Source organism: Flavobacterium okayamense (assembly GCF_019702945.1).
Classification (GTDB): Bacteria; Bacteroidota; Bacteroidia; order Flavobacteriales; family Flavobacteriaceae; genus Flavobacterium; species Flavobacterium okayamense.
Genome location: NZ_AP024749.1, coordinates 1,299,088 through 1,321,220 on the forward strand (window position 1 = coordinate 1,299,088; position 22,133 = coordinate 1,321,220).

Annotated in this window: 19 protein-coding genes; 13 read left to right on the forward strand and 6 right to left on the reverse strand. The window is 28.8% G+C overall.

Annotated features, from left to right (window positions below):
- Positions 1-65 precede the first annotated feature (65 nt).
- From KK2020170_RS05945 to KK2020170_RS05965, 5 genes are all read left to right on the forward strand, one after another.
- A complete protein-coding gene (locus tag KK2020170_RS05945) occupies positions 66-377 on the forward strand; it encodes a hypothetical protein (RefSeq protein ID WP_221259902.1) in 312 nt (103 codons plus the stop codon).
- A 301-nt stretch (positions 378-678) separates the two neighbouring features.
- Positions 679-1,029 (forward strand): hypothetical protein, encoded by a 351-nt coding sequence (locus KK2020170_RS05950; RefSeq protein ID WP_221259903.1) that lies wholly within the window; start codon positions 679-681, stop codon positions 1,027-1,029.
- A 275-nt stretch (positions 1,030-1,304) separates the two neighbouring features.
- The gene (locus KK2020170_RS05955) at positions 1,305-1,673 is read left to right on the forward strand and encodes a hypothetical protein (protein WP_221259904.1); all 369 of its coding nucleotides are present in this window, start codon (positions 1,305-1,307) and stop codon (positions 1,671-1,673) included.
- A 102-nt stretch (positions 1,674-1,775) separates the two neighbouring features.
- The gene (locus KK2020170_RS05960) at positions 1,776-2,534 is read left to right on the forward strand and encodes a sensor histidine kinase (RefSeq protein ID WP_221259905.1); all 759 of its coding nucleotides are present in this window, start codon (positions 1,776-1,778) and stop codon (positions 2,532-2,534) included.
- A 3-nt stretch (positions 2,535-2,537) separates the two neighbouring features.
- Positions 2,538-3,203: a response regulator transcription factor gene (locus KK2020170_RS05965; protein WP_221259906.1), complete on the forward strand. Its 666-nt coding sequence runs from the start codon at positions 2,538-2,540 to the stop codon at positions 3,201-3,203.
- On the opposite strand, the gene KK2020170_RS05970 is transcribed toward KK2020170_RS05965, so the two are convergent.
- The 3 genes from KK2020170_RS05970 to KK2020170_RS05980 form a co-directional block, all read right to left on the reverse strand.
- Positions 3,204-5,000, reverse strand: a complete 1,797-nt coding sequence (locus tag KK2020170_RS05970; RefSeq protein WP_221259907.1) for a BamA/TamA family outer membrane protein — start codon at positions 4,998-5,000, stop codon at positions 3,204-3,206.
- Positions 5,001-5,140: 140 nt separating this feature from the next.
- Complete coding sequence (locus KK2020170_RS05975) at positions 5,141-5,914, reverse strand: class I SAM-dependent methyltransferase (RefSeq protein ID WP_221259908.1); 774 nt, start codon at positions 5,912-5,914, stop codon at positions 5,141-5,143.
- A 2-nt stretch (positions 5,915-5,916) separates the two neighbouring features.
- Entirely contained in the window at positions 5,917-8,967 is a 3,051-nt protein-coding gene (locus KK2020170_RS05980; protein WP_221259909.1) for a glycosyltransferase family 117 protein, read from the reverse strand.
- A gap of 156 nt (positions 8,968-9,123) precedes the next feature.
- On the opposite strand from KK2020170_RS05980, the gene KK2020170_RS05985 reads away from it, so the two are divergent.
- The 3 genes from KK2020170_RS05985 to KK2020170_RS05995 all read left to right on the forward strand — a co-directional run bounded on the left by KK2020170_RS05985 (position 9,124) and on the right by KK2020170_RS05995 (position 13,829).
- Positions 9,124-11,217, forward strand: a complete 2,094-nt coding sequence (locus KK2020170_RS05985) for a hemagluttinin family protein (protein WP_221259910.1) — start codon at positions 9,124-9,126, stop codon at positions 11,215-11,217.
- A gap of 20 nt (positions 11,218-11,237) precedes the next feature.
- Positions 11,238-13,025 (forward strand): T9SS sorting signal type C domain-containing protein, encoded by a 1,788-nt coding sequence (locus tag KK2020170_RS05990; RefSeq protein ID WP_221259911.1) that lies wholly within the window; start codon positions 11,238-11,240, stop codon positions 13,023-13,025.
- Between the two features lie 123 nt (positions 13,026-13,148).
- Positions 13,149-13,829 (forward strand): YceI family protein, encoded by a 681-nt coding sequence (locus tag KK2020170_RS05995; protein WP_221259912.1) that lies wholly within the window; start codon positions 13,149-13,151, stop codon positions 13,827-13,829.
- Positions 13,830-13,884: 55 nt separating this feature from the next.
- Here KK2020170_RS05995 and KK2020170_RS06000 read toward each other — a convergent pair whose 3' ends face one another.
- The gene (locus KK2020170_RS06000) at positions 13,885-14,808 is read right to left on the reverse strand and encodes a LysR family transcriptional regulator (protein WP_221259913.1); all 924 of its coding nucleotides are present in this window, start codon (positions 14,806-14,808) and stop codon (positions 13,885-13,887) included.
- An 83-nt stretch (positions 14,809-14,891) separates the two neighbouring features.
- Between KK2020170_RS06000 and KK2020170_RS06005 the strand changes: the two genes are divergently transcribed.
- The 5 genes from KK2020170_RS06005 (at position 14,892) to KK2020170_RS06025 (ending at position 19,487) form a co-directional block, all read left to right on the forward strand.
- Positions 14,892-16,328 (forward strand): NADP-dependent isocitrate dehydrogenase, encoded by a 1,437-nt coding sequence (locus KK2020170_RS06005; RefSeq protein WP_221259914.1) that lies wholly within the window; start codon positions 14,892-14,894, stop codon positions 16,326-16,328.
- Positions 16,329-16,439: 111 nt separating this feature from the next.
- Entirely contained in the window at positions 16,440-16,715 is a 276-nt protein-coding gene (locus KK2020170_RS06010) for a hypothetical protein (RefSeq protein WP_221259915.1), read from the forward strand.
- Between the two features lie 8 nt (positions 16,716-16,723).
- Positions 16,724-17,560, forward strand: coding sequence for a DUF6671 family protein (locus tag KK2020170_RS06015; protein ID WP_221259916.1), 837 nt, complete (start codon positions 16,724-16,726; stop codon positions 17,558-17,560).
- A 2-nt stretch (positions 17,561-17,562) separates the two neighbouring features.
- Complete coding sequence (locus KK2020170_RS06020; protein WP_221259917.1) at positions 17,563-18,525, forward strand: L-threonylcarbamoyladenylate synthase; 963 nt, start codon at positions 17,563-17,565, stop codon at positions 18,523-18,525.
- A 2-nt stretch (positions 18,526-18,527) separates the two neighbouring features.
- On the forward strand, positions 18,528-19,487 hold the full coding sequence (locus KK2020170_RS06025; protein ID WP_221259918.1) for a sodium-dependent bicarbonate transport family permease: 960 nt from the start codon (positions 18,528-18,530) through the stop codon (positions 19,485-19,487).
- 422 nt (positions 19,488-19,909) lie between these two features.
- On the opposite strand, the gene KK2020170_RS06030 is transcribed toward KK2020170_RS06025, so the two are convergent.
- Positions 19,910-21,028 (reverse strand): ABC transporter permease, encoded by a 1,119-nt coding sequence (locus KK2020170_RS06030; RefSeq protein WP_221259919.1) that lies wholly within the window; start codon positions 21,026-21,028, stop codon positions 19,910-19,912.
- A 1-nt stretch (position 21,029) separates the two neighbouring features.
- Positions 21,030-22,130 carry an ABC transporter permease gene (locus tag KK2020170_RS06035; RefSeq protein ID WP_221259920.1) on the reverse strand — a complete coding sequence of 367 codons (1,101 nt, stop codon included), beginning with the start codon at positions 22,128-22,130 and terminating at the stop codon, positions 21,030-21,032.
- Positions 22,131-22,133: the final 3 nt, after the last annotated feature.

The following is a 22,133-nucleotide window of genomic DNA, read 5'->3' on the forward strand; positions in this document are numbered from 1 at the left end:
CAGTTTTTTTTATATTAAATTCTTATTACTTTTATAACTCTATTAACCTTTAAAAAATTATTTTTATGGCAATTAGTCCTAATTCAGGTGCAGAAATTTCTTTAGCAGATGCACAAAAATTAATTCAAAATTTTCAAGCAAAATTTCCAGGAGAAATCAAAGCAAGTTTCGTAGGAATAGACACACTTAACCTTGTTTTAAATCAAGAAGGTGTTATGGGAGTTCGTATTTATTATGGCTACGATACTGATGCAAAACAAATTTCTCCGGTTTTAGTTGGAGTTGATGAAGAAGGTAGAGATATGACTGCCGTTATATTAGATCATTTTGACCCTTGTCCAACAGAATGTGACTCTTCAAGTCCGTTAAACAATTAATTAAGCTTTGGCTTTTAGACAAATATTTATTCTTTTTTTGGTGATAATTGGATGTTTTCCAATAATTATTTATTTAATAAAAGGGAGTAAAAAAATAGATTATATTAATTTTTTACTCCCTTATTGTTTATTGATGGTTATTGGAGGGATTTATGAATCAATTGTAACGGGAATTTTTAAAGTTGGTACTACCCCATGGTTTAGAATTTATACTTTATTAGAATTTTTTGCTTTACTATATTTTTATAATAAGCTCTTAGGAAGGAATAAACTTTTTTTACTTTTTAGCATCTTATACATTATGACTTATTTATATCAAATTTATGAATGGGTTTATTTCCCAAGGATAGGATTTAATTTTATAAGTTTAAAGGTTGAGATGGTCTCTTTAGTTCTTATTAGTAGTTTAATTTGGTTTGTTGATGCATTTAAAAAAATGGAAGAAACTTCTTTTTATGTAAATCCTGTTTTCTATATTATTGCAGCTTTTCTATTGTATTTTTGTTCAACTTTTATTGTTTTTGTTGTGACAGATTACATGAAGCAATATAAAATGAATATTAGAGGTTTTTATATGATAATTTTGTATGCCGCATTAGTTTTGAGAATTACGTTATTGGTTGTTTTTTGGAAAGCGAGTAGGATTAAATAGTAATGGAATTTTTTATTTTAAAACAACTTTATTATTTCTTTGGTTTTATACTTATAGTGATTTTTTACTTTAAGTATAAAAAAAAGTTACTTACAAAAAGTTGTTATTATCTTTCTCCTTATCTATATGTTGTTTTTTTTGCAACTTTTTTTGAACTATTTTTTTTAAGAAACAACAAAGGGTTTTCACTCTATTGGATACGTTTTTATGATTTTATAGAGTACTATTCTATACTATATTTCTTTTATAAAGAGTTACGATTTAAAAAGTTTTATATGTTTCTTAGCATTGTATATTTAATTCTTTATGTTTATTTATCTTTTAGTTGGAATTATAAAACTGTAGGCGATTTGCCAATTATTATTTTTACAACTTTAATGGTTTTAATAAGTTGTGTTTTGTGGTTTGTTAGAGTGTTTCAAAATTTTGAAGAAACACCACTTTACAAGCGCTCAAGTTTTTATTTTGTTTCCGCCTTATTGATTTATGTTTTAGGTACTTCAGTTTCATTTATTTCAACTGATTATATTTGGAAAAATAGTGCTCGAAATTTAAAAATTCTATCATACTTAATTTTGTCTTTTAATTTGTTGAATAGATTAATAATTTCAATTACTTTGTTGAGAGTGTCAAACAAGAAATAATTTTTTGAATTTATTAATATTTGGCAAAAACAATTTTTCTACCTTTACGTTGTAAAACCTATGTGCGATAACTAGCGATATCTACATTTAATTTTATAATGTTTGGAAAATAATCAAGTTGGATCATTAATCATTATTGGTACCGCGCTAATTGTTATATTAGTGTTGGTGCTTTTGTTTTTAGCGGTTTTCTATCAAACCTACGTTTTAAAAATGAAGCGCAAAGAAGCCGAATTGCTTTTAAAAACTTCCTTAGAAAGTGAAAAAAATGAACGCCAACGTATTGCTGCAGATATTCACGATGGTGTTTCGGGCGATTTAAATGCGGTTAGAAATTTTATTTCTATTCTTCTTCGCACAGAAACTGATGCCGATAAAAAAGAAATGTTTACAGAAATTAATAATGGAGTAGAAGCAGCATTAGAAAACACACGTTTGGTTTCGTATAAATTAATGCCACCACTTTTAGAAAAAGCTGGTTTTGTTCCAGCAGTTCAAGATTATTTAGATAGAATTAATAAAACTAGTGAAGCTAATTTTAACTTACATGTAAACGGATTTGCTTATGAAATTCCACAAGATAAAGCTTATGAATTGTTTCGAATAACTCAAGAATTTACATCAAACATGATGAAATACGGAAAAATTTCACAATGTACAATTGGCTTAAATGATCATGCTGAAAGTTTTTCACTCCTAATCGAAGACGACGGAATTCCGTATAATTTTAAAGATTTATATGCTACTTCTAAAGGTGCTGGTTTAAAGAATATTAGCTCGAGAATTAAAGTTATTGAGGCAAATTTTGAACAAATTCCGCAAGAAAAGGGAAATAAATTTGTACTTTCGGTTAAAAAGTAACCCATGAATATTGCCATAGTTGATGACCATCAATTATTTAGAAAAAGTTTAGCACTTTTAGTAAATTCTTTTGAAGGAATTAATGTTGCCTATCAAGCCGAAAACGGAAAAGAGTTTTTAGAAAAATTAGCTACAAACCCTATCGATTTAGTTTTACTAGATATTCAAATGCCAGAAATGGACGGTTTTGAAACGAGTAAAATTCTTCGCGAAAAATATCCCGATTTATATATTATCATCATTTCGCAACTAACAACAAAAGAAAGTATTCATAAAGTTATGGAATTGGGCGCTCATGGATTTTTTACTAAAAATTCAAACCCTGAACAATTAGAAGAGGCCATAAAAAGTGTTCGCGATAAAGGGTATTATTTTGGTAACGAATTGGGGTCAATTTTGCGTGAAGCCTTACTTTGGGAAAAAAGCGCTAATCAATCTACAACAGAATATATGAATCCTGATGTTTCGTTTACGGCTCGAGAGATTGATATTATAAAATTAGCTGCAAAGGAATATAGTAGTAGAGAAATAGCTGATGAATTAAATATTGCCCAGCGAACTGTTGAAACACATCGACGTCATTTAATGGAGAAGACAGAATCTAAAAACATCATTGGAGTTGTGGTTTATGCCCTAAAATATAATTTAGTAAAACTAAACGAAATTTAACTACTCGTAATTAATGTAATAAGGTTTACTGATTTGAAAGTCCGAAATGGATAAATCAGAATTTTCAAAAGAATTTGTTTTAAAAATATTATTTCCGTCAAAAGGAATACTTGGATAGTAAGAGAAAGAAATTTGGAAACTATTAAAAACCAAGTAATCATTATTAATAAGAAATCCAATACTAAATTTTGAAAAAATAGGTGTCTTTAAAAATGAAACGTCATTGTTTATTAACGAACCAAATGTTGCGTTAAAATAAGGACTAAATCTAAAGCCATTCCAATTTCCAGGTGTATAAGTTTGTGTTTGTAAATTTAACACCCATTTTTGAGTTCCTGTAATAGGGCTGCTAAAGCCTTCTATTCCCATATTGTTGTTTAGCGTTAACAAATCTTTTTCAGAATTTAAACGATTGTTGCCCCAAGTAAAACTTGGCTTGACAAATTGACGCATTTTCCATCTTCCTAATGGAATTAAATTAGTAAAATAATTGAATTCAAATTTTATTGCTGATTGTTCTGCTTTTCCGCTGTTAAAATATGAACCAAATTCAGTAGACCCACTTAAATAACCAAAAGAATATTTCCTGCCATAAGCAATTTTTGAACCTAGATATAATCGGTTAATTCCGAATTTTTCTTGATTTCCAAATGTTAATGCGTAGGTTTCTCCATAAGGAATATCTTCTATGATGTCGTAATTGAAAAGAAATTTATCTTGATAATATTGACGCGAAGAAACACCAATTAACCCAATAATATTCTTCTCATTCGAATAATAATTATATAAATCAATTGTAGGTTCTGGTTTTCTTTTATAAATCCTCTTGTTGAATGTTAATGAAGTAATCAAACGTGTTGTTCGACTTTTATATGAGTTGTCATTATGAATTTTAAAAGAACGACCTATCCAATAATCCTCATATTGTGATTTTGTGTCTTGTACTACAATACTATCAGCAATAACTTGATCAAATGAATATTTTTGTGTTGCATTTTGAAAATTAGCACCAAAAGCCCACTTTGTTAATGGCGAATAAAACCCTCTGTTAATACCAACTGTTCTGTTGCTATTTTTATCGAAATCATTATTGTAACGAAGATCAATTGAAATAAAAGTATTCTTAATATTGTTAATAGAATATCGAGATGAAATTGTTTTTTGATGATCTTCAAAACGATATTTATATGTTCCGCTTATTTGATGACCAAGACCTAATAGATTTCTTTCGGTTAGCTTAACATCTCCTTGGTTAGTAGATAAGTTTCCGTTTGGTAATAAGCTCCAAGAGTCTAAAACTTTCACAGAAACATCAACAGTATCAGCTGAGTTTGTTGGTAAAATTTCAATTTGGGTTCGTCGTGTATACCTCTGGCGTCTAATTAAACGTTCAGATTCAACAATTTTTAAAGAATCATACTCTTCATATTCTTTAAATAATAACAAATTCTTTATTGTAAATTTTCGAGTTTTAATATGTGTCGAATTGCCAATTTTCTCGATTTTTTTCCTTGGTTTTTTCAAAGTGTCATTTAATGAATAACCAAAGGGATCATAACTATCTATATAAATATTACGAATAATTTTCCCTTTGTGTTTTATATGATTAATTTCGGGTTTAGTATTTTTAGGAGAAACTTGAGAACTCGGCTTTTTTTGTAAAGCTCTCTTATTAAAAAACAAATGATAAAAGAATTCTGATGTTTTCGACTTTCTTGAAAAATCGTAAATATTACGATATACTTTTGTAGAATCTTTTATCTCTTCACTATTTTGACTGTAAGAAATAGTATTCATTAAAAGTAAAAGAATAAGGGGTAGAATTAAATTATATATTTTTTTGATTTTCATTCAAAAAATGACATTCTAGTTGAAACGCTAAAATACTATAATAAAGTATTCCCTAATAAATAAAATACTATCAAATTATTAGTGTTTCATTTTGTTAGCTTACAAAATAAATCTAATGTGTTTTTTGAATAAGGTTGTAAAGAATAATCTTGTGTAGTTATTGTATTTACTAATTGATTGTTGTTTTTTAAAAGCTTCTTTCTGTTTAATCTATTTGCAAACTCATATGGGATTTTTAATAATCCCGATGGTAAATTTTGCTCCAAATTAAAAATATCAAATTTTAAAAACTTCTTAACAGATAAACTGTTTTTTAAATAATATTGATCTGTTTTAGGGTTTCCCTCTATGCCATTAATCGAATAAACTTCAAAGTGATTTTTTACCAAATCCTCTAATTCGGAAAAATTAAACTCTTTAAAATGCCAGGGGTTTCTAGCTAAAGTTTTAATCTTATTTGGAGTTGATATAAATGCGATTCCATTTGGTTTTAACAAGCGATGAATTTCTTTAATAAACAAATTTACATCCTTAATATGCTCAATTACTTGAAACGATATAATACAATCAAAACTGTTAGATTCTAATTCGGTTAAAGGCGGAATTTTTAATTTTAATGTTTTTACTTTAGGATATTGTTTAGCAATATATTTTAATGAAATCTTTGATTTATCAACTACTGTTAAAGTATTTACTTTATCTATAATGCGATTTATTCCATAACCTTCTCCACAGCCAATTTCTAGTACATCGCCGTATAATTGACTAGAAACAATTTCATAAGCCTTAACCGTCCTTTGGTATAAAGGATTGTCAGATTTTATGGAAGATGATGTTACTTCTGTTGAGAATAAAAACATAATTAATACGGCCAGTTTTTAATTTTCCAGTGATTAAAATAAGTCATAAAATTAGTAAACTCCAAGGGATTTATCTCTAATGAATTTGCGTCTCCAGGATATTGTTGAAGCATTTGTGAATACATATTCATTAATTTTTCACCTTGTTTAACATTAATGATTGGGTTTTTTGGATTAAAAGAAGTAATCCAGTTTAATTCGTTCCAAATATTGTTAATGGCCAGGTTACAAATTTGCATTCCTTTTTCTTTTTCTCCAATTCTAAAGTATAATCTTCCTAAAGCAAAAGCATATTGTTTGTAAAGAACTTTCTCATTTGGCAATAAGTTGATACAATTATCTAAAATTGTTTTTGCTTCATTTATTTTTCCTTCTTCAGCTAAAGCTTGTGCTAAAAAGTAATAGTTTCGTCTAATTATTGATTGCGAATATTCAATTGTTTCACTTTCAATAATTTCATTTTGATTAAAAATTCCGTTAAATGTAATTTCATTATTTAAAAGCGGAAACATATTTTCAGTGTCAACTATTTTAGGATTTAATCCTTTTTCTTTTCGTATTATTGGATATAATATCTCAACAAATCCATTTTGAATAGTATGATTTTGTAAGCCAATATAATGATCGGTTTTACCATTTACACTAAAACAGATTGGTCTTTGCGTTAGGTTGTTTTGAATAATATCAAGTAATATTAATTCATTTATTTGATAGAATTCTTTTGTAAATCGCCATTCTATATTGGTGATGAATTTTGCATTTAGCTTCTCTGTGTTAATGAGGTTGCTATATGCAATTTTTGAAGAGTCAATTTGAATGTTAAATATATCATTTGGAATATAGTGTTGTTGTTTTCCATTCCAATTTATAGTTGATTTTTCATTGTTTAGAAATCCGATTAAATCATTTACATTAATAGATTGGTTCGTTTCCTTTTGAAAAGGAATTAATTTTGATTTACCTTCAATATAAATGTTTTTAGTTAAGGAATGATTTACAGGTAAAGCATTAAAATTTTTAGAATTTAATTTATCAATGAAAAATTCTAAATTTAGTTGGTCAAAGTTAATTATTCTTACATCAGTTCTAAAATTTTCAACCTCTTGTAAATACCATAATGAAAATGAAAAATTGTCACCATTTGTAATTAATATAGCATTTTGTGGGCATGATTGTAAATAAGCTTTTCCTAAATCATAAGCAAAAGTATCTTTTGAACGTTGATGATTGTCAAAATTTTTTGCCAATAATTGAATTGGTGCAAAAAGTGAAACAATAATTGTTGCAAAAGCTAATTTGATTTTTTTATTCTTAAAGAACGTCAACCATTTTATTATTTGAATAAGAGAAAGTCCAACCCATAATGAAAAAATGATAAAAGAGCCTAAAAAGATATAATCACGTTCTCGTATTAAAATACTTTCGGGTAATGGATTAACGTAAATTATAATTCCAATTCCAAAAGTTAGAAAGAACAATAATGTTACTAATAAAAATGTTCTACTTTTTCGAATTGCAAATAAACCTATTAAGCCTAATATAAATGGTAAGAAATAATATCCATCATTACTTTTATCTTTTTTGTAAGCTTCGGGTGTGATAATTTCTTCGCCAATTCTAAATTTATCAAATGTATTAATTCCACTTTTCCAATTTCCATTAAAAATGTCTCCTGTACCTTTAATTGTGTTTTGTCGACCTATAAAGTTCCATCCTAAATATCTAAAGTAAAGCCAGTTGATTTGATAATTATAAAAAAAAGCCAAATTCTCAGAAAAAGTAGGCTTTAAAATTTCTTGTATTTTACCTTTAATTGAATAATTAAATTTTTCTCCATTAATGGTAGCCCAGTTTCTGTAACCTATCGAACTAACAGAATTTTGACTGTACATTCTTGGAAACAACATTTTAAATTCATCTGCATAATTTGGGATGCTATAATACCCATCATCTACAACTTCGTATTTCTTTGTTATATCATTATAAGAGGTTATTTTTCTTCCATCAACAAAAGGAGTAATCTTGTCTAAAGGAGCATTGAAGGATGTTCCGTAAAGTAATGGAATTTTATCAACGCCAAATTGTTTAGCTTGTATATAATTTAATAAATCATTGCTTGATTTTATTTGGTATGAAAAGGGAGTTGAAACATTATTTCTTAAAATGGGTAGCAAATAAGAGCTTCCTCCAATAAAAAAAAGTAATGTTGATAAAACAATAAATTTTAATTTGTTGTTTTTAACTTTTAAAAGAAGAACAAAGCAAATAGATAAAAGTCCTAGAATAGAAATTAATAAGCCTGAATTTACTGGGAAGCTGAATCTATTCACTAAGAAAATATCTAAAACGGAAGATGTTTTTAAAAAACCCTGAATTCCAAAAAGATAAATACAAAAAAATAAAATAACCGATGCGAGTAAATAAATCCCAATGAATTTCCAATTTTCGTTTTTCTTTTTATGAGCATAAAGTACTGATAAAGGAACAATCACAGAAAGATTTATTAAATGGACACCTACTGAAATACCTAATAAAAAACTGAAAAATAAAATTAATCTTTTAGATTTTTTTTCATCTTTTGACTGACTCCACAATAAAGCAATATAAAAAGATAGTAACAATAAAAAACTTGAAAGTGTATAAACTTCGGTTTCGGTTGAAGCTGTCCAAAAACTAGTTGAAAAGGCAAGGGTTAAAGCACTAATCGTTCCTGAGCTGATTGAAATCCATTTTGAATATAAACTATCATTCTGCATTTTACTGCAAACCATATACGATATTTTGAATAAGAAAACTACTGTAAGTGAACCAAATAAAGAAGAAATTAAATTACAAATTAAAGCACTCCATGTGACCGGGAAAAAAAGTAAAATAAAGCTACTTAATAAGGTATAAAAAGGCGCTCCGGGTGAATGTGTTGCCTCTAGATTTAGGTTAGTAGTTATAAACTCAGAACTGTCCCAAAAATTTATTGTCCTAGAAGCTGTGAATGTATAGACCGAAAATGTAAATATAAAAATTAATAAAGAAGTAAAGTTTTCGGTTTTTTTCATAATGAATAAAAATATGGTGGTGCAATTTAATAGAAAATTATCAAAAAAGTTGTTGTATTTAATCGGAAAAAAAAGCATTTGATAGATAAAAGCGCTTTCTGTTGTTAAAAAAGTTAACTTTGCAACAATCTAACCGCATATTTTAACTTAAAAACAATGAAAAAAATTTTACTAGTTTCATGTTTACTAACAACCTTTTTAGGTCTATCGCAAACATTAAATGAAGTTCAAGGAACAGGTTCTGGAGTTAGTATAACTTCAGGAGATTACAACACTTTCTACGGAGATAGCTCTGGTGCTTTAACAACTTCTGGTTCACAAAATACTTTTGTAGGGTATCAATCAGGTAGAAGTAATACTACTTCTGAAGGTGTATTTATAGGATATACAGCTGGTTATAATAATACAACTGGTTTTGACAATACTTTTATTGGTCATCAAGCAGGATATTCAAATGTTACTGCTGGGGATAATGTATTTATTGGAACGGAGTCTGGTGAAATGAATACTACAGGCTACGATAATACTTTCGTAGGTGAAGAGTCAGGTACTAGTAATACAACAGGTTATGAAAATACTTTTATTGGTGAAGATGCTGGATTTAGTAATACTACAGGTTATAAAAACGTATTTGTAGGTAATGAGGCAGGTATTTCAGCAAATGTAGGGTATAGAAATGTTGCAGTAGGTAGTGAGGCAATGAGTGATGTAGATGATGGTCATCATAATACGTCTATTGGAGATTCTTCTGCAATTGATGTTGGAGATGGTATTTATAATACAATGGTAGGTGCAGCATCTGGTGTTGCTACTGAATGGGCAGATTTTAACACTTTTGTTGGGGCAATGTCAGGTTGGGACAATAATAGAACAAACTCTCTTACTAATGCAAATAGAAATACATATGTAGGAATGTTGTCAGGTGCTTCAAATAGAGAAGGTGAAGATAATGTTGGAATGGGAGCTTTTTCAGGATATGGTAGAGCATCTGGAGTAACATCTAATAGTAATTTTACTAGTTGGAGTGGAAATACTAATAGAAACAGAACTACGTTTATTGGTTCTCAAGCTATAGCTGCTCAAAATGATGCAATAACTATGGGCTATTATTCTTATAATGAAGGTCAGTATGCTATCGGTATAGGAAATGAAGGAAATATGCAAAATGCTGTTGGAGCTATTGGGATGGGATATCAGTTTCAAACTACAGACAATTCAGATTATTCAATCGCAATTGGAAATCAAGTAAATGTTGCACAATCTAACGCTGTTGGTATTGGTTCAGGAGTGATTGTAGAAAATGTAGGTGCTATAGCTATAGGTAATGGAGCTTCATCTACAAATCCAAGTGCATTGAATCCAACATATAATATTGCTATAGGTTATAACGCAAATGTTCAAGGTTTCAATTCAGTAGCTATTGGTAATGCTGCAACAGCAGTTAACGATAATACAATGGTTTTAGGTGGAGTTACAAATCCTTTAAGTGTAGGTGTTGGTACAGACACACCTAATGCAAATGCATCATTAGATTTAGCAGATACAAATAAAGGATTTCAAGTAAACCGTATGCCAACAGCCAATAGAACAACGCTTGAAGGTGGTCTAACAACAACAGATGCAGGTTTAATGGTTTTTGATACAGATGATAAGATTTTATATGTTTGGGATGGAGCTGCTTGGTCTACTTCAACAATTGATATTCAAGCTTTATCTGATTTAGAAGATAGAGTTGAAGCGTTAGAAGATGCAGCAGACGGTTCGGGAACTGATATGACTCCAGAAATGTTCAATTATCAAACAGCTATTAAAGACACAAATGGAGATGCAATTGCGAACCAAAGTGTTTCTTTTAGAATTAGTATTCTAGAAACTACAAATTCGGGTACAGTAATTTATGAAGAAACACATTCAACTACTACATCTCAATATGGTATAGTGAATTTTCAAATCGGTAGTGGTTCAGTTACAAGTGGTGACTTTACAACAATTGATTGGGCGGGAGATTTACACTTTGTTAAAGTAGAGGCAGATGTAACAGGAGGTTCTAGTTATACTACACTTGGAACAACACAATTAATTAGTGTTCCTTATGCGTTACACTCTAAAACAGCAGATAGATTGTCTGGTTATTCTGGAAGTACTTTAAAAACAAGTTTAGATGATAAAGACAACAGAATTAAGACTCTTGAAGATGAAGTTAAAGAATTGAAAAAATTAGTAAATCAATTAATTCAATCTAAAAACTAACTTGCCAAAATAATTTTATAATGAATAAATTTTATTACTTAATTATTTCAATACTTCTTAGCTCGTTCTGTTTCTCGCAAACTATCGAAAGGGAAGTTGTGGCAAGTTCTGGAAACACTTTAACAACAGGTTCATATATGTTTGATTATACCATTGGAGAAGTTGTTATAAATGTTTCTACTGATGGAACCAACACATATAATCAAGGTTTTCAACAACCTAGAGATTTTATTTGTGGTGATAAGTCTAGTACTTGGGATGGTTTAGCTTGGAGTAATGGAGTTCCTGATTCAAAAACAAAAGTCGTATTTACTGGTAATTACAATTCATCAGGAGATTTAGAAGCTTGTTCAGTTACAGTATCAAACGCTGCTTTAGTAACTTTTTCTAGTAACCATACTTTGATAGTTGAAGGTAGTGTTACTGTTGATTTAGGGGCGTTACTTACTATTGAAAATAATGCTGCTTTAAGACAAATTAATGATGATGCCAATTCTGGAGATATAGTTTTGAATAGAGATTCAGCGCCAATGATTCGTTTAGATTATACTGCTTGGTCTTCTCCAGTATCGGGTCAACAATTATTAGCCTTTTCTCCAAATACTATTTTTACTCGTTTTTATGAGTATTTATATACAGGAACAACAACACCTACAGCCTATCAATCTGTTGATGCTACTTCAAATTTTGAAGTAGGAAAAGGATATATGATTCGTGTTGCAAATACCTGGTCGTCAACTGTTCCTACTGCATATAATGGGGTTTTTCAAGGTGTCCCTACTAATGGAGACGTAGTGCAAACCGTTGGTATGGGATATAATTTAATAGGTAATCCATATCCTTCTCCTGTAGATGCAGATATATTTTTAACAGATAATCCAAGTGTAGGAACGCTATATTTTTGGACGCATACAGTACCTGCAAGTGGAGGTGTTTATCCGGTTAATAATTTTGCATCTTATACAACTTTAGGAGGAACAGCATCTGCTGCAGGCGGAGAAGTTCCTAATGGAATTATACAAAATGCTCAAGGATTTTATGTGCAAGCAACTTCCGCAGGAGATTTAAATTTTTTTAATACTCAAAGGGTTAACGCATCATTGAGTTCACAATTTTTTAAAGCTACTGTTGAAAAACATAGATTTTGGTTAAATTTAAACGACAATGTTAATAATTATAATCAAATTCTTATTGGTTATGCTCAGAATGCGACAAATGGATTTGATAATTTAATTGATGGAAAAACTTTAGATAAATCAAATTCGATGATATATAACCTTATTGATAATGAGGAGTATGTTATTCAAGGTAAAGCTTTGCCATTTAATGATAACGATGTTGTAGAATTAGGTTTTAAAGCGATAAATGATGGTGTTTATAATATTTCCTTTGAAACACAAGATGGTTTGTTTGAAACACAAAGCATTTATATACATGACAAGTATGAAGGAATCATTCACGATGTTAAATTAACCCCATATATTTTTACAAGTCAGTCAGGAGTTTTTAATGATCGATTTGAAGTTGTTTATAAAGATGGGTTGATTGATAATGATTTAGAGGATAATTCTAATGTTTTAAATGTTTTTTCGAATGATAACGGATTAAATATTACTTCTTCTTTAATTAATTTAAATGAAGTAATTGTTTTTGATATTTTAGGGAGAAAATTATTTGAAAAGAAAAATATTAATAGTAATACGCTTCAGATAAAAAGTATTTTAACAAACAATATGACTTTGATAGTTAAAACAAAATTGACATCAGGTAAGATTGATACGAGGAAAATTATTTATCAAATAAAATAAAAAAAAGCCAGTCATTAATGACTGGCTTTTTTTTATTTCTTAATCTAGATTAACTTCTGTTTATTTTTTAAATGTCAAATTTGCAATTGTAAAACGTGAAAAAAACAATTTAATATTTATACTATGAAAAAAAAGGGTTTATTAGCTTTATTAGCAGCCGGATTTATTTTAGCATCTTGTGGAGGTAAGTCTTCAGAAAGTACAACAACTGCAGAAGAACAAGAAGTTGCAGAAACTACAGAAAATGTATTTGCAGTAGATACAACTAGTTCAGTAGTTAAATGGAAAGCATTTCACAAAGGTGATTTTGCTCCACGTTGGGGAACTTTAAGAGTACAAACAGGAGAAATTTCTGTTTCTGGTGATGCTGTAAATGCTGGGAATTTTGTAATAGATATGCAATCGTTAAAGGTTGATCCGGCATCTGTTACAGAAGAAGGTAAAAAAGCCACAGATTTAGAAGCTCACTTAAAGAATGCAGATTTCTTTGATGTTGAAAATAATAAAACTGCGGAATTTAAAATTACTAAAATTGAAGATTTAACTGCACCATTAGCTGAAGGAGAAGGTGTAAAAGATGCGAACAAAATGTTAAGCGGAAACTTAACTTTATTAGGGAATACATTAAATGTTTCTTTTCCTGCTAAAATTGATGTAGTTAACAATACGGTTACTATTCTTGCAGATTTTACTGTAAATCGTGCTGAATGGGGAATTAAATTTGGTACTTCAGATGCAGATCCAGCTGAATGGATGATTAGTAAAGATATCGAAATTAGTGTTGATGTAAAAGCAACAAAATAAGTTTTTAAAACAACTTTTTCTTACTTAAAAAGGTGCTATAATGCACCTTTTTTAATTAAAACTCATTGAACCATTGAAAATTTGATTCAATTATTAAAGATTTATTTTGTTTTAAATGTTCTAAAAAAGCTTTTGTTACAGGAGATAGTGATTTATGACTATTCCAAATTAAATTCCAATTTGTAATAAGTGGTAATTGTTTAAGGTTAATTATTTTTAAATCACCATTAAGAATTTCGTTTTTTATACCAATTAATGGCATTATCGAAATTCCTAAACCAGCAATAACAGCTTGTTTAACAGCTTCGTTTGAAGTAAGTTCCAATCGTTTGGTTATTTTAATTTTGTTGGCTTCAAAAAAGCGTTCCATTTTAAATCTGGTACCTGAACCTTCTTCTCTAAAAATTATAGGTAAATTTTCTAAATCCTTTAATTTAAGTTTTTTTAAATTATTGTAAATATCGTTATTACAAACAAGAAAAATTTTGTTGAGTAGAAGTTCTTCATTAAATACTAATAGATTTTCTGGAATAATTGAAACAAAGCCAAAATCAACTTCATTCTTTTCTATACTATCAATAACTTTTGACTTGTTTGTTACATCTAATATTAGTTCTATACCCGGGTTTTCATTAATGAATTTACTAAGAAAGTATGGGATTACATATTTCCCTGTAGATACTGATGCAATTTTTAATTTACCGGTAATTAATCCTTTATAAGAATTGGTTTTGTTTTTGATGTCTTCTGTCTTTTCAAATATTTCTTTAGCAACTGTGGCAATTTCATTTCCGAAATCAGTTACAAATAATTGTTTTCCAATTATTTCAGTTAATGGAATTTCAAACTGATCTTGAAAATTTTTCAACTGAATTGAAACCGCAGGTTGTGTCAAGTTTAGTTCATCTGCAGCCTTTGTTATATTCTTAGTTTCAACAATTTTTAAAAAAATGCTAAGTTGATGTAATGTGTAATTCATAAAATATTTTTATGATAAAAATATAAAATATAAATAAAAATATATGATTATTTGATTAGATATTTGTCAAAAAATAAATCACAATGAAAAAAGTAACTATTGCAAAAGGAGATGGAATTGGTCCTGAAATAATGGAAGCAGTTCTAAAAATTATTAAATCGACAAAAGCTAGTATCGAATTTGAAGAAATTGAAATTGGTGAAAAAGTTTACTTATCTGGAAATAGTTCTGGGATTTCGGATGATTCTTGGAATATTATTAGGACAAATAAAGTTTTATTAAAAGCTCCAATTACAACTCCACAGGGAGGTGGCTACAAAAGCTTGAATGTTACGATGAGGAAAGCATTAGGATTGTATGCAAATATTCGCCCATGTGTAGCGCTTCATCCTTATGTGAAAACTAAGTTTCCAAATTTAGATGTGGTAATAGTTCGAGAAAACGAAGAAGATTTATACGCTGGTATTGAACACCAACAAACCGATGAAGTTGTTCAATGTTTAAAATTAATTAGCAGACCAGGCTGTGAAAAAATTATTCGCTATGCATTTGAATATGCCAAAAATTATGGAAGAAAAAAAGTTACATGCTTTAGCAAGGATAATATAATGAAACAAACTGACGGATTATTTCATAAAGTATTCAAGGAAATTGCGGTTGAATATCCTGATATTGAGGCAAATCATATGATTATTGATATAGGTACGGCTTATTTAGCTGATCATCCTGAAAAGTTTGATGTAATCGTAACTTCAAATCTTTATGGAGATATTATTTCAGATGTTGCAGCTCAAATTGCTGGCTCGGTAGGTCTAGCAGGTTCGGTAAATATTGGAAATGAATGTGCAATGTTTGAAGCTATTCATGGTTCAGCGCCTGATATTGCTGGACAAAACATAGCAAATCCATCAGGTTTACTTCAAGCAGGAATAGCTATGTTAAATCACTTAGGATTTTCTAATGAGGCAACTAAGATTCAAAATGCATGGTTAAAAACAATAGAAGAAGGCATACATACTGCTGATATTTACGATGAAAATATAAGCACAAAGCTTGCAGGGACTAAAGAATTTGCTGAAGCAGTAATTAAAAATTTAGGAACTGTACCTGTTCAATTAAAACCAGTTTTTTCTCCGAAACAGAGTTTAATTCAATTGCCTAAATATGAAAGAAAAAAACGATTACAAAAAGATCTATTAGGAGTTGATTTATTTGTTCATTGGGATGGTTACAAAGCGGATGAGCTTGCAACTATTTTACAAAAAATTGAGCAGGAAAATTTAAAATTGGTTATGATTACAAACCGTGGTGTTAAAGTATGGCCAAATGGATTTGATGAAACATTTTGTACAGACCATTGGAGATGTAGATTTCAAACATTAGATGAAACTAAAATTACCTCTTTATCAGTTGTAAGGTTGTTGACTAGCGCAATAGATTTTGGTTTAGATGTCATAAAAACTGAAAATCTATATCAATTTGATGGTGTAAAAGGCTTTTCAATGGGACAGGGACAATAAATCTAATTTAATATAAATGAGTTATGAGTATTATAATTGAGCAACTTGCATTATCAGGAATGATTATTTTGAATCTACTAATATTTATGTTTTTATCAAAAAATAAAGGTTATGAAAGAAAATAATTTTAATCTATTAAATGGTACTTTTTCAGTTAAAGATGCTTTAACAATACTAATGGAATTATATTCTAATAAAATAAATTTTCATCAAAAAGATATTTTTAGCAAAGAAGAAAGAAACCATGGAGATATTACACATTCAAAAAATAGAATAATTGAATTAAATGAAGAAAGGAATAAGATTCGAAGAATTTTAACAGCTTCAGAAAATTTAAACAAAAATGTCAAAATTAATGGTGGAATTTTTTTAGAAATAATTGACTAAAAAGCAAGATGTTTAAAGGGAGAAAGTTATTAATTGCAACGATTCATGGTAAAGAAAAAGTAATGCAACCAATACTTGAGAGTAAATTAAAAGTAAAGGTTGTTAAAAATAAATTTTTTAACACTGATGAGTTGGGAACTTTTTCTGGTGAAATAGAGAGGGAAGGAAGCGCCATTGAAACTTTAAGAAAGAAGTGTTTTATAGCTATGAAAAAGAATCAGGTTGATTTGATATTAGCTTCTGAAGGTTCATTTGGCGCCCATCCTTTTTATTTTTTTACATCAGCTAATGAAGAGTTTGTGATGCTTAAAGATTTTAAAAATGATATTGAGATAGTAGTAAAAGTGTTGAGCACAAAAACAAATTTTTTAACTGAAGAGATTATTGACTTTCATTCACTTCTAAATTTTGCTGAAAAAATTAAATTTCCTTCGCATGCTTTAATATTAAAATCGGATTATAAAAATTTTAAGCATTGTTGTAAAGGAATTACTAATCAAAAAACTCTTATTGAAAAATATGAGTTTTTTCAATCTGTTAGTGAAAAAGTAATTGCAGAAACTGATATGAGAGCAATGTTTAATCCAACAAGAATGCAAGTGATTGAAGAAGTGACAAAGAAGCTAATAGAAAAATGTAAATCACTTTGCCCAAATTGTAAAATTCCCGGTTTTGATGTAAAAGAAGTTATTTCAGGTTTGCCATGTAAATGGTGTGGAAATCCAACAGAAAGTACTTTGAAATACATATATGAATGTCAAAAATGCAATTTTAAATTGGAAAAGAAATATCCACATAAAAAAGAAAACGAAGACCCCATGTATTGTAATAATTGTAATCCTTAATTATGAGAATAGGTAATGATATTTTTGAAGCTTCATATTGGCTTCGAAAAGGGGAAGTAGTTGCTATTCCAACAGAGACTGTTTATGGATTAGCAGCAAATATTTTTAACGAAAAGGCTGTTGAAAAAATATATCATTTAAAAAATAGACCTAAGAATAATCCATTAATTGTTCATTTAAAATCGGAAAAAGAATTATTTAAGTACGCAATTAATATTCCTGTTAAGGCAAAAATTTTAGCCAATGCATTCTGGCCTGGTCCATTAACACTAGTTTTGGAAAAATCTGGATTAATTCCAAATCATATTACTTCAGGAAAAGAAACGGTTGCATTAAGAGTGCCTGCAAAAAAAATTCTATTAGAACTATTAAATGAACTTGATTTTCCTCTTGCAGCACCAAGTGCAAATCCTTCTAATAGGACTAGTGCTACATCTACACATCATATAAATAACTATTTTAATGACAAACCTCTTCATTATGTTCTAGAAGGCGGAGAATGTGAAAAAGGTCTAGAGTCAACAATAATAGGTTTTGAAAGAGGAGAGCCAATTATTTATAGATTAGGTGCATTATCAAAAGAATTAGTTGAAAAAGTTGTAGGCAAAGTTAAAGTATTAAATGAGCCCACAAATTTGATTCTTGCACCAGGAATGTTTTCTAAACATTATGCGCCAAAGACCAGTATGCAAAACATTAATAATTGGGAAGAGTTTTGCGAGAAAAATCAGGATAAGAAAATAGCGTTTTTGACTGCAGGAATTATTTCGGAAACAATTCCAAACAATTTAACAATCTTTAATCTTTCAGAACAGAATGATTTAGATGAAGTTGCCAGAAAACTATACAATACACTTTTTGAAATAGATAATTTAAATTTCGATGAAATAATATTTAAATATTTTCCTGAAAGTCAATTAGGAAGTACAATAAATGATCGTTTAACCAGAGCTTCAAATAAATAACTATGAATACAGACTTATTAATAGAAAACCTTAAAAATCCTGCATTATTATTTTTTATTTTAGGATTTATAGCAATAAGACTAAATAGTGATTTACGAATACCAGAAAATTCTTCAAAATTCATATCTATTTATTTGCTTTTCTCCATTGGGTTTAAAGGAGGTCAAGAATTAGCGCACAGTGAACTTGATATGGGAATTATTTGGAGTGTTATTTTAGGAATCTTTTCTGCAATTGTAATTCCTGTTTATTCTTTTTTCTTCTTGAAAAGAAAATTATCAATTGAGAATTCTGGTGCGATTGCAGCAGCTTATGGATCTGTAAGTGCAGTAACATTTGTGACTACAATCTCTTTTTTAGAACTGCAAAATATTTCATTTAGTGGACATATGGTCGCTGTTATGGCATTAATGGAAGCTCCAGCAATCATTGTAGGTGTTATTTTGATTCGTTTGTTTACAAAACAAAAAGAAATTGAAAACCATTCTATTTTTAAAATTTTAAAGCATTCTGTTACAAATGGTAGTGTTTTGTTAATTATTGGGAGTTTAATAATAGGTTTTGTGGCAAGCGAACAACAAGCAATGGGAATAAAACCTTTTACGACAGATATTTTTAAAGGATTTTTAGCAATTTTTTTATTGGATATGGGGATATCTAGTGGAAAAAAATTAAAAGACTTAACAAAATTTGGAAGATTTACATTTTTATTTGCAATTATTATCCCGCTGCTAAATGGGTGTTTAATGGCTTTTTTAAGTCAATTTTTCCTTTCTGAAATAGGTGATAGATTATTGCTTTCAATTCTAGCTGCAAGTGCATCTTATATCGCAGTGCCTGCAGCTATGAAAATAAGTGTTCCTTCTGCAAACCCTGGCTTATACATACCTATGGCTATAGCAATTACTTTTCCTATCAACATAACTATTGGAATACCTATATATTTTCAAATTATAATTTGATTTAGTAATAAATAAAAGAGAGAATCAATTTCTTGATTCTCTCTTTTTAGTAGCGGGAACTGGACTCGAACCAGTGACCTTCGGGTTATGAGTTTAAAACTCATCAATTGTTAATTTTTAAAAACCTGAAAATCAATAACCTAATATTTTATTTTCCACTATAAAAAGTAAAAACGTTTACGTTTTTGTTTACTTTTATTTGTGCAAATATAGTTTTTTATTTCTAATTTCAAAAAAACGACTCACTTTTATGCTAGTTTTTTTTAAAAAAAGAGCTCTTTTTTGTAGCTCTTTTTCTTTAAAAATTAGCACCTTTTGCACACCTTTACCTCTTTAACCCTTATAAATAAAGAGAAGTAAAATATTGTATCAGCAAAATAGAAAGGTTTTCTTACAAAAAAGTTTATAATACAAATGTTATATCAGTTTGTTTTTCTATAACTCCAAACTGCTAATCCATTTATAGTAATAGCAAATGCAGTAATTATTGATAAATTTATCAAAACCTCTTGTAAACCTGCTCCTTTAAGGAGAACCATTCGAATAAATTCAACAAAATAACGAATTGGATTAAAGAGTGTTATATTTTGAGCCCATTTAGGCATACTTTCAATCGGTGTAAATAAACCGCTCATTAGAATAAAAATCACCATAAAAAACCAAGCAATAAACATAGCTTGCTGTTGTGTTTCGGTATGGTTAGAAATAAACAAACCAATTCCTAAAATGAGTAATAAATAAATTGCAGTAAATAAATACACTAAAAATATATTTCCTAACATAGGAACGTTAAAAACTAATTTTGCAATTAACAACCCAATTGTTAAAATAACCAATCCTAATACCCAAAAAGGAAATAATTTACCAATTATGAATTGATGTTTTTTTATTGGTGTAACGTTGATTTGTTCTAAAGTTCCTAATTCCTTCTCTCTAACAATATTCATTGAAGAAAGGAATAAAGTAAGCATGGTAACTAATAATACTAAAATACCTGGAACCATAAACGTCTTATAATTTAACGTATTATTATACCAAAATGATGGAATTAGTTCTATTCTACTCAAGTTTTGTTGACTAGATAGGTTTTTATTTTCAAGCGTTATATTCTGATTGTATTGTTGAACAATTTGAGCAATATACACATTTTGAACACCTGCTGTAGCTCCATCAATTGCATTAATAAGAACTTGAATTGACGTTTTGTTATTGTTTTTTAGTTGCTTTTCAAATTTATTCGGAATTTCAATAACTGCATCTGTTTTTCCTTTATTTATGTATTCAATTCCTTCATTTGAACTGTTTAAAAGTTTCGTTTCAGCAAAATAAGAGTTCATTTGAAACTTTTCAATTAAAGCTCTTGATTGCATTGAATGACTATTATCTACAATTGCAACTTTAATGTTTTTAACATCAAATGTAGCTGCATTGGATAATACCAAAAGTTGAAAAATTGGTAAAATAAAAATTAAACGAAGCATACCTTTATCTCTAAAAATTTGCTTGAATTCTTTTTGAACTATGTATAAAATAATTTTCATTTTATTCTAATCTCATTTTGTAATTTTTAATACTTAAACCAATAAAAACTGTCGTCATCAGAATTAAAATCATTGTTTCTTTTACAATATATTGTAAGCCAACTCCTTTTAACATTATCGATTTTACTATAATAATAAACCATTTTGCGGGGATAATATTACTCATAACTTGCATAGGTATTGGCATAGATGCAATGGGAAATATAAAGCCAGAAAGAATGATAACAGGAAGCATTAAACCCATTAAAGAAATCATCATGGCAGTTTGTTGCGTTTTAGAAATCGTAGAAATAAAAATGCCTAATGAAAGAGCCGTAATAATAAATAATATACTTTCAAAAGCTAACAAAAAGAGACTTCCGTTTATTGGCATTCCAAAAATAAAATAGCCCATACTTACAATTACAATTGCATTGATAATTGACAAAAACACATACGGAAAAACCTTTCCTATGATTACTTGAAATGGTTTTAAAGGTGAAACCAATAAGACTTCCATTGTACCCAGTTCTTTCTCTCTTGTAATAGAAATTGAAGTCATCATTGCAGATACTAACATCAAAATTACGGTCATAACTCCAGGAACAAAATTGAAAACACTTTTTAATTCTGGATTATACAACATTCGGGTTTGAATATTTATCCCAATATTGTTAGCACTAGAATTTTGATTTTGATAATTTGATAGTATAGATTGTGTATAATTAGCTATTGTATTAGCAATATTTGGCTCGGTAGCATCTGTTATTACTTGTATTGTTGCCTTATTTTCGGTTTGAAGTTTTTTTGAAAAATCTTTTTCAAATAGTAAAATGGCTTTTATTTTTCCTTTTTTAAATTCAGAAGCAATTGCTTTCTCGTTTGTTATTTCAGTTTCAATATTGAAATATTCTGAAGCTTTTAACTTTTGAATAATTTTTTCAGATTCTGAATCTTTCGCATAATCTAAAATGGCTACTTCTACATTATTAATTTCATTAGTAATGGCAAATCCAAATAATAAAATTTGAGCAATAGGCATTCCGAAGAGAATAAAAAGTGAACGTTTATCTCTAAAAATGTGAAAGAATTCTTTTTTTACAAAACCTCTAAATCGCTTCATTAC

What these genes read in the sequence shown, in the direction of transcription:
- KK2020170_RS05945 (WP_221259902.1), top strand. Translation starts at nt 66, where the DNA reads ATGGCAATTAGTCCTAATTCAGGTGCAGAAATTTCTTTAGCAGATGCA.
- KK2020170_RS05950 (WP_221259903.1), top strand. Translation starts at nt 679, where the DNA reads ATGACTTATTTATATCAAATTTATGAATGGGTTTATTTCCCAAGGATA.
- KK2020170_RS05955 (WP_221259904.1), top strand. Translation starts at nt 1,305, where the DNA reads ATGTTTCTTAGCATTGTATATTTAATTCTTTATGTTTATTTATCTTTT.
- KK2020170_RS05965 (WP_221259906.1), top strand. Translation starts at nt 2,538, where the DNA reads ATGAATATTGCCATAGTTGATGACCATCAATTATTTAGAAAAAGTTTA.
- KK2020170_RS05970 (WP_221259907.1), bottom strand. Translation starts at nt 5,000, where the DNA reads ATGAATACTATTTCTTACAGTCAAAATAGTGAAGAGATAAAAGATTCT.
- KK2020170_RS05975 (WP_221259908.1), bottom strand. Translation starts at nt 5,914, where the DNA reads ATGTTTTTATTCTCAACAGAAGTAACATCATCTTCCATAAAATCTGAC.
- KK2020170_RS05980 (WP_221259909.1), bottom strand. Translation starts at nt 8,967, where the DNA reads ATGAAAAAAACCGAAAACTTTACTTCTTTATTAATTTTTATATTTACA.
- KK2020170_RS05985 (WP_221259910.1), top strand. Translation starts at nt 9,124, where the DNA reads ATGAAAAAAATTTTACTAGTTTCATGTTTACTAACAACCTTTTTAGGT.
- KK2020170_RS05990 (WP_221259911.1), top strand. Translation starts at nt 11,238, where the DNA reads ATGAATAAATTTTATTACTTAATTATTTCAATACTTCTTAGCTCGTTC.
- KK2020170_RS05995 (WP_221259912.1), top strand. Translation starts at nt 13,149, where the DNA reads ATGAAAAAAAAGGGTTTATTAGCTTTATTAGCAGCCGGATTTATTTTA.
- KK2020170_RS06000 (WP_221259913.1), bottom strand. Translation starts at nt 14,808, where the DNA reads ATGAATTACACATTACATCAACTTAGCATTTTTTTAAAAATTGTTGAA.
- KK2020170_RS06005 (WP_221259914.1), top strand. Translation starts at nt 14,892, where the DNA reads ATGAAAAAAGTAACTATTGCAAAAGGAGATGGAATTGGTCCTGAAATA.
- KK2020170_RS06010 (WP_221259915.1), top strand. Translation starts at nt 16,440, where the DNA reads ATGAAAGAAAATAATTTTAATCTATTAAATGGTACTTTTTCAGTTAAA.
- KK2020170_RS06015 (WP_221259916.1), top strand. Translation starts at nt 16,724, where the DNA reads ATGTTTAAAGGGAGAAAGTTATTAATTGCAACGATTCATGGTAAAGAA.
- KK2020170_RS06020 (WP_221259917.1), top strand. Translation starts at nt 17,563, where the DNA reads ATGAGAATAGGTAATGATATTTTTGAAGCTTCATATTGGCTTCGAAAA.
- KK2020170_RS06025 (WP_221259918.1), top strand. Translation starts at nt 18,528, where the DNA reads ATGAATACAGACTTATTAATAGAAAACCTTAAAAATCCTGCATTATTA.
- KK2020170_RS06030 (WP_221259919.1), bottom strand. Translation starts at nt 21,028, where the DNA reads ATGAAAATTATTTTATACATAGTTCAAAAAGAATTCAAGCAAATTTTT.
- KK2020170_RS06035 (WP_221259920.1), bottom strand. Translation starts at nt 22,130, where the DNA reads ATGAAGCGATTTAGAGGTTTTGTAAAAAAAGAATTCTTTCACATTTTT.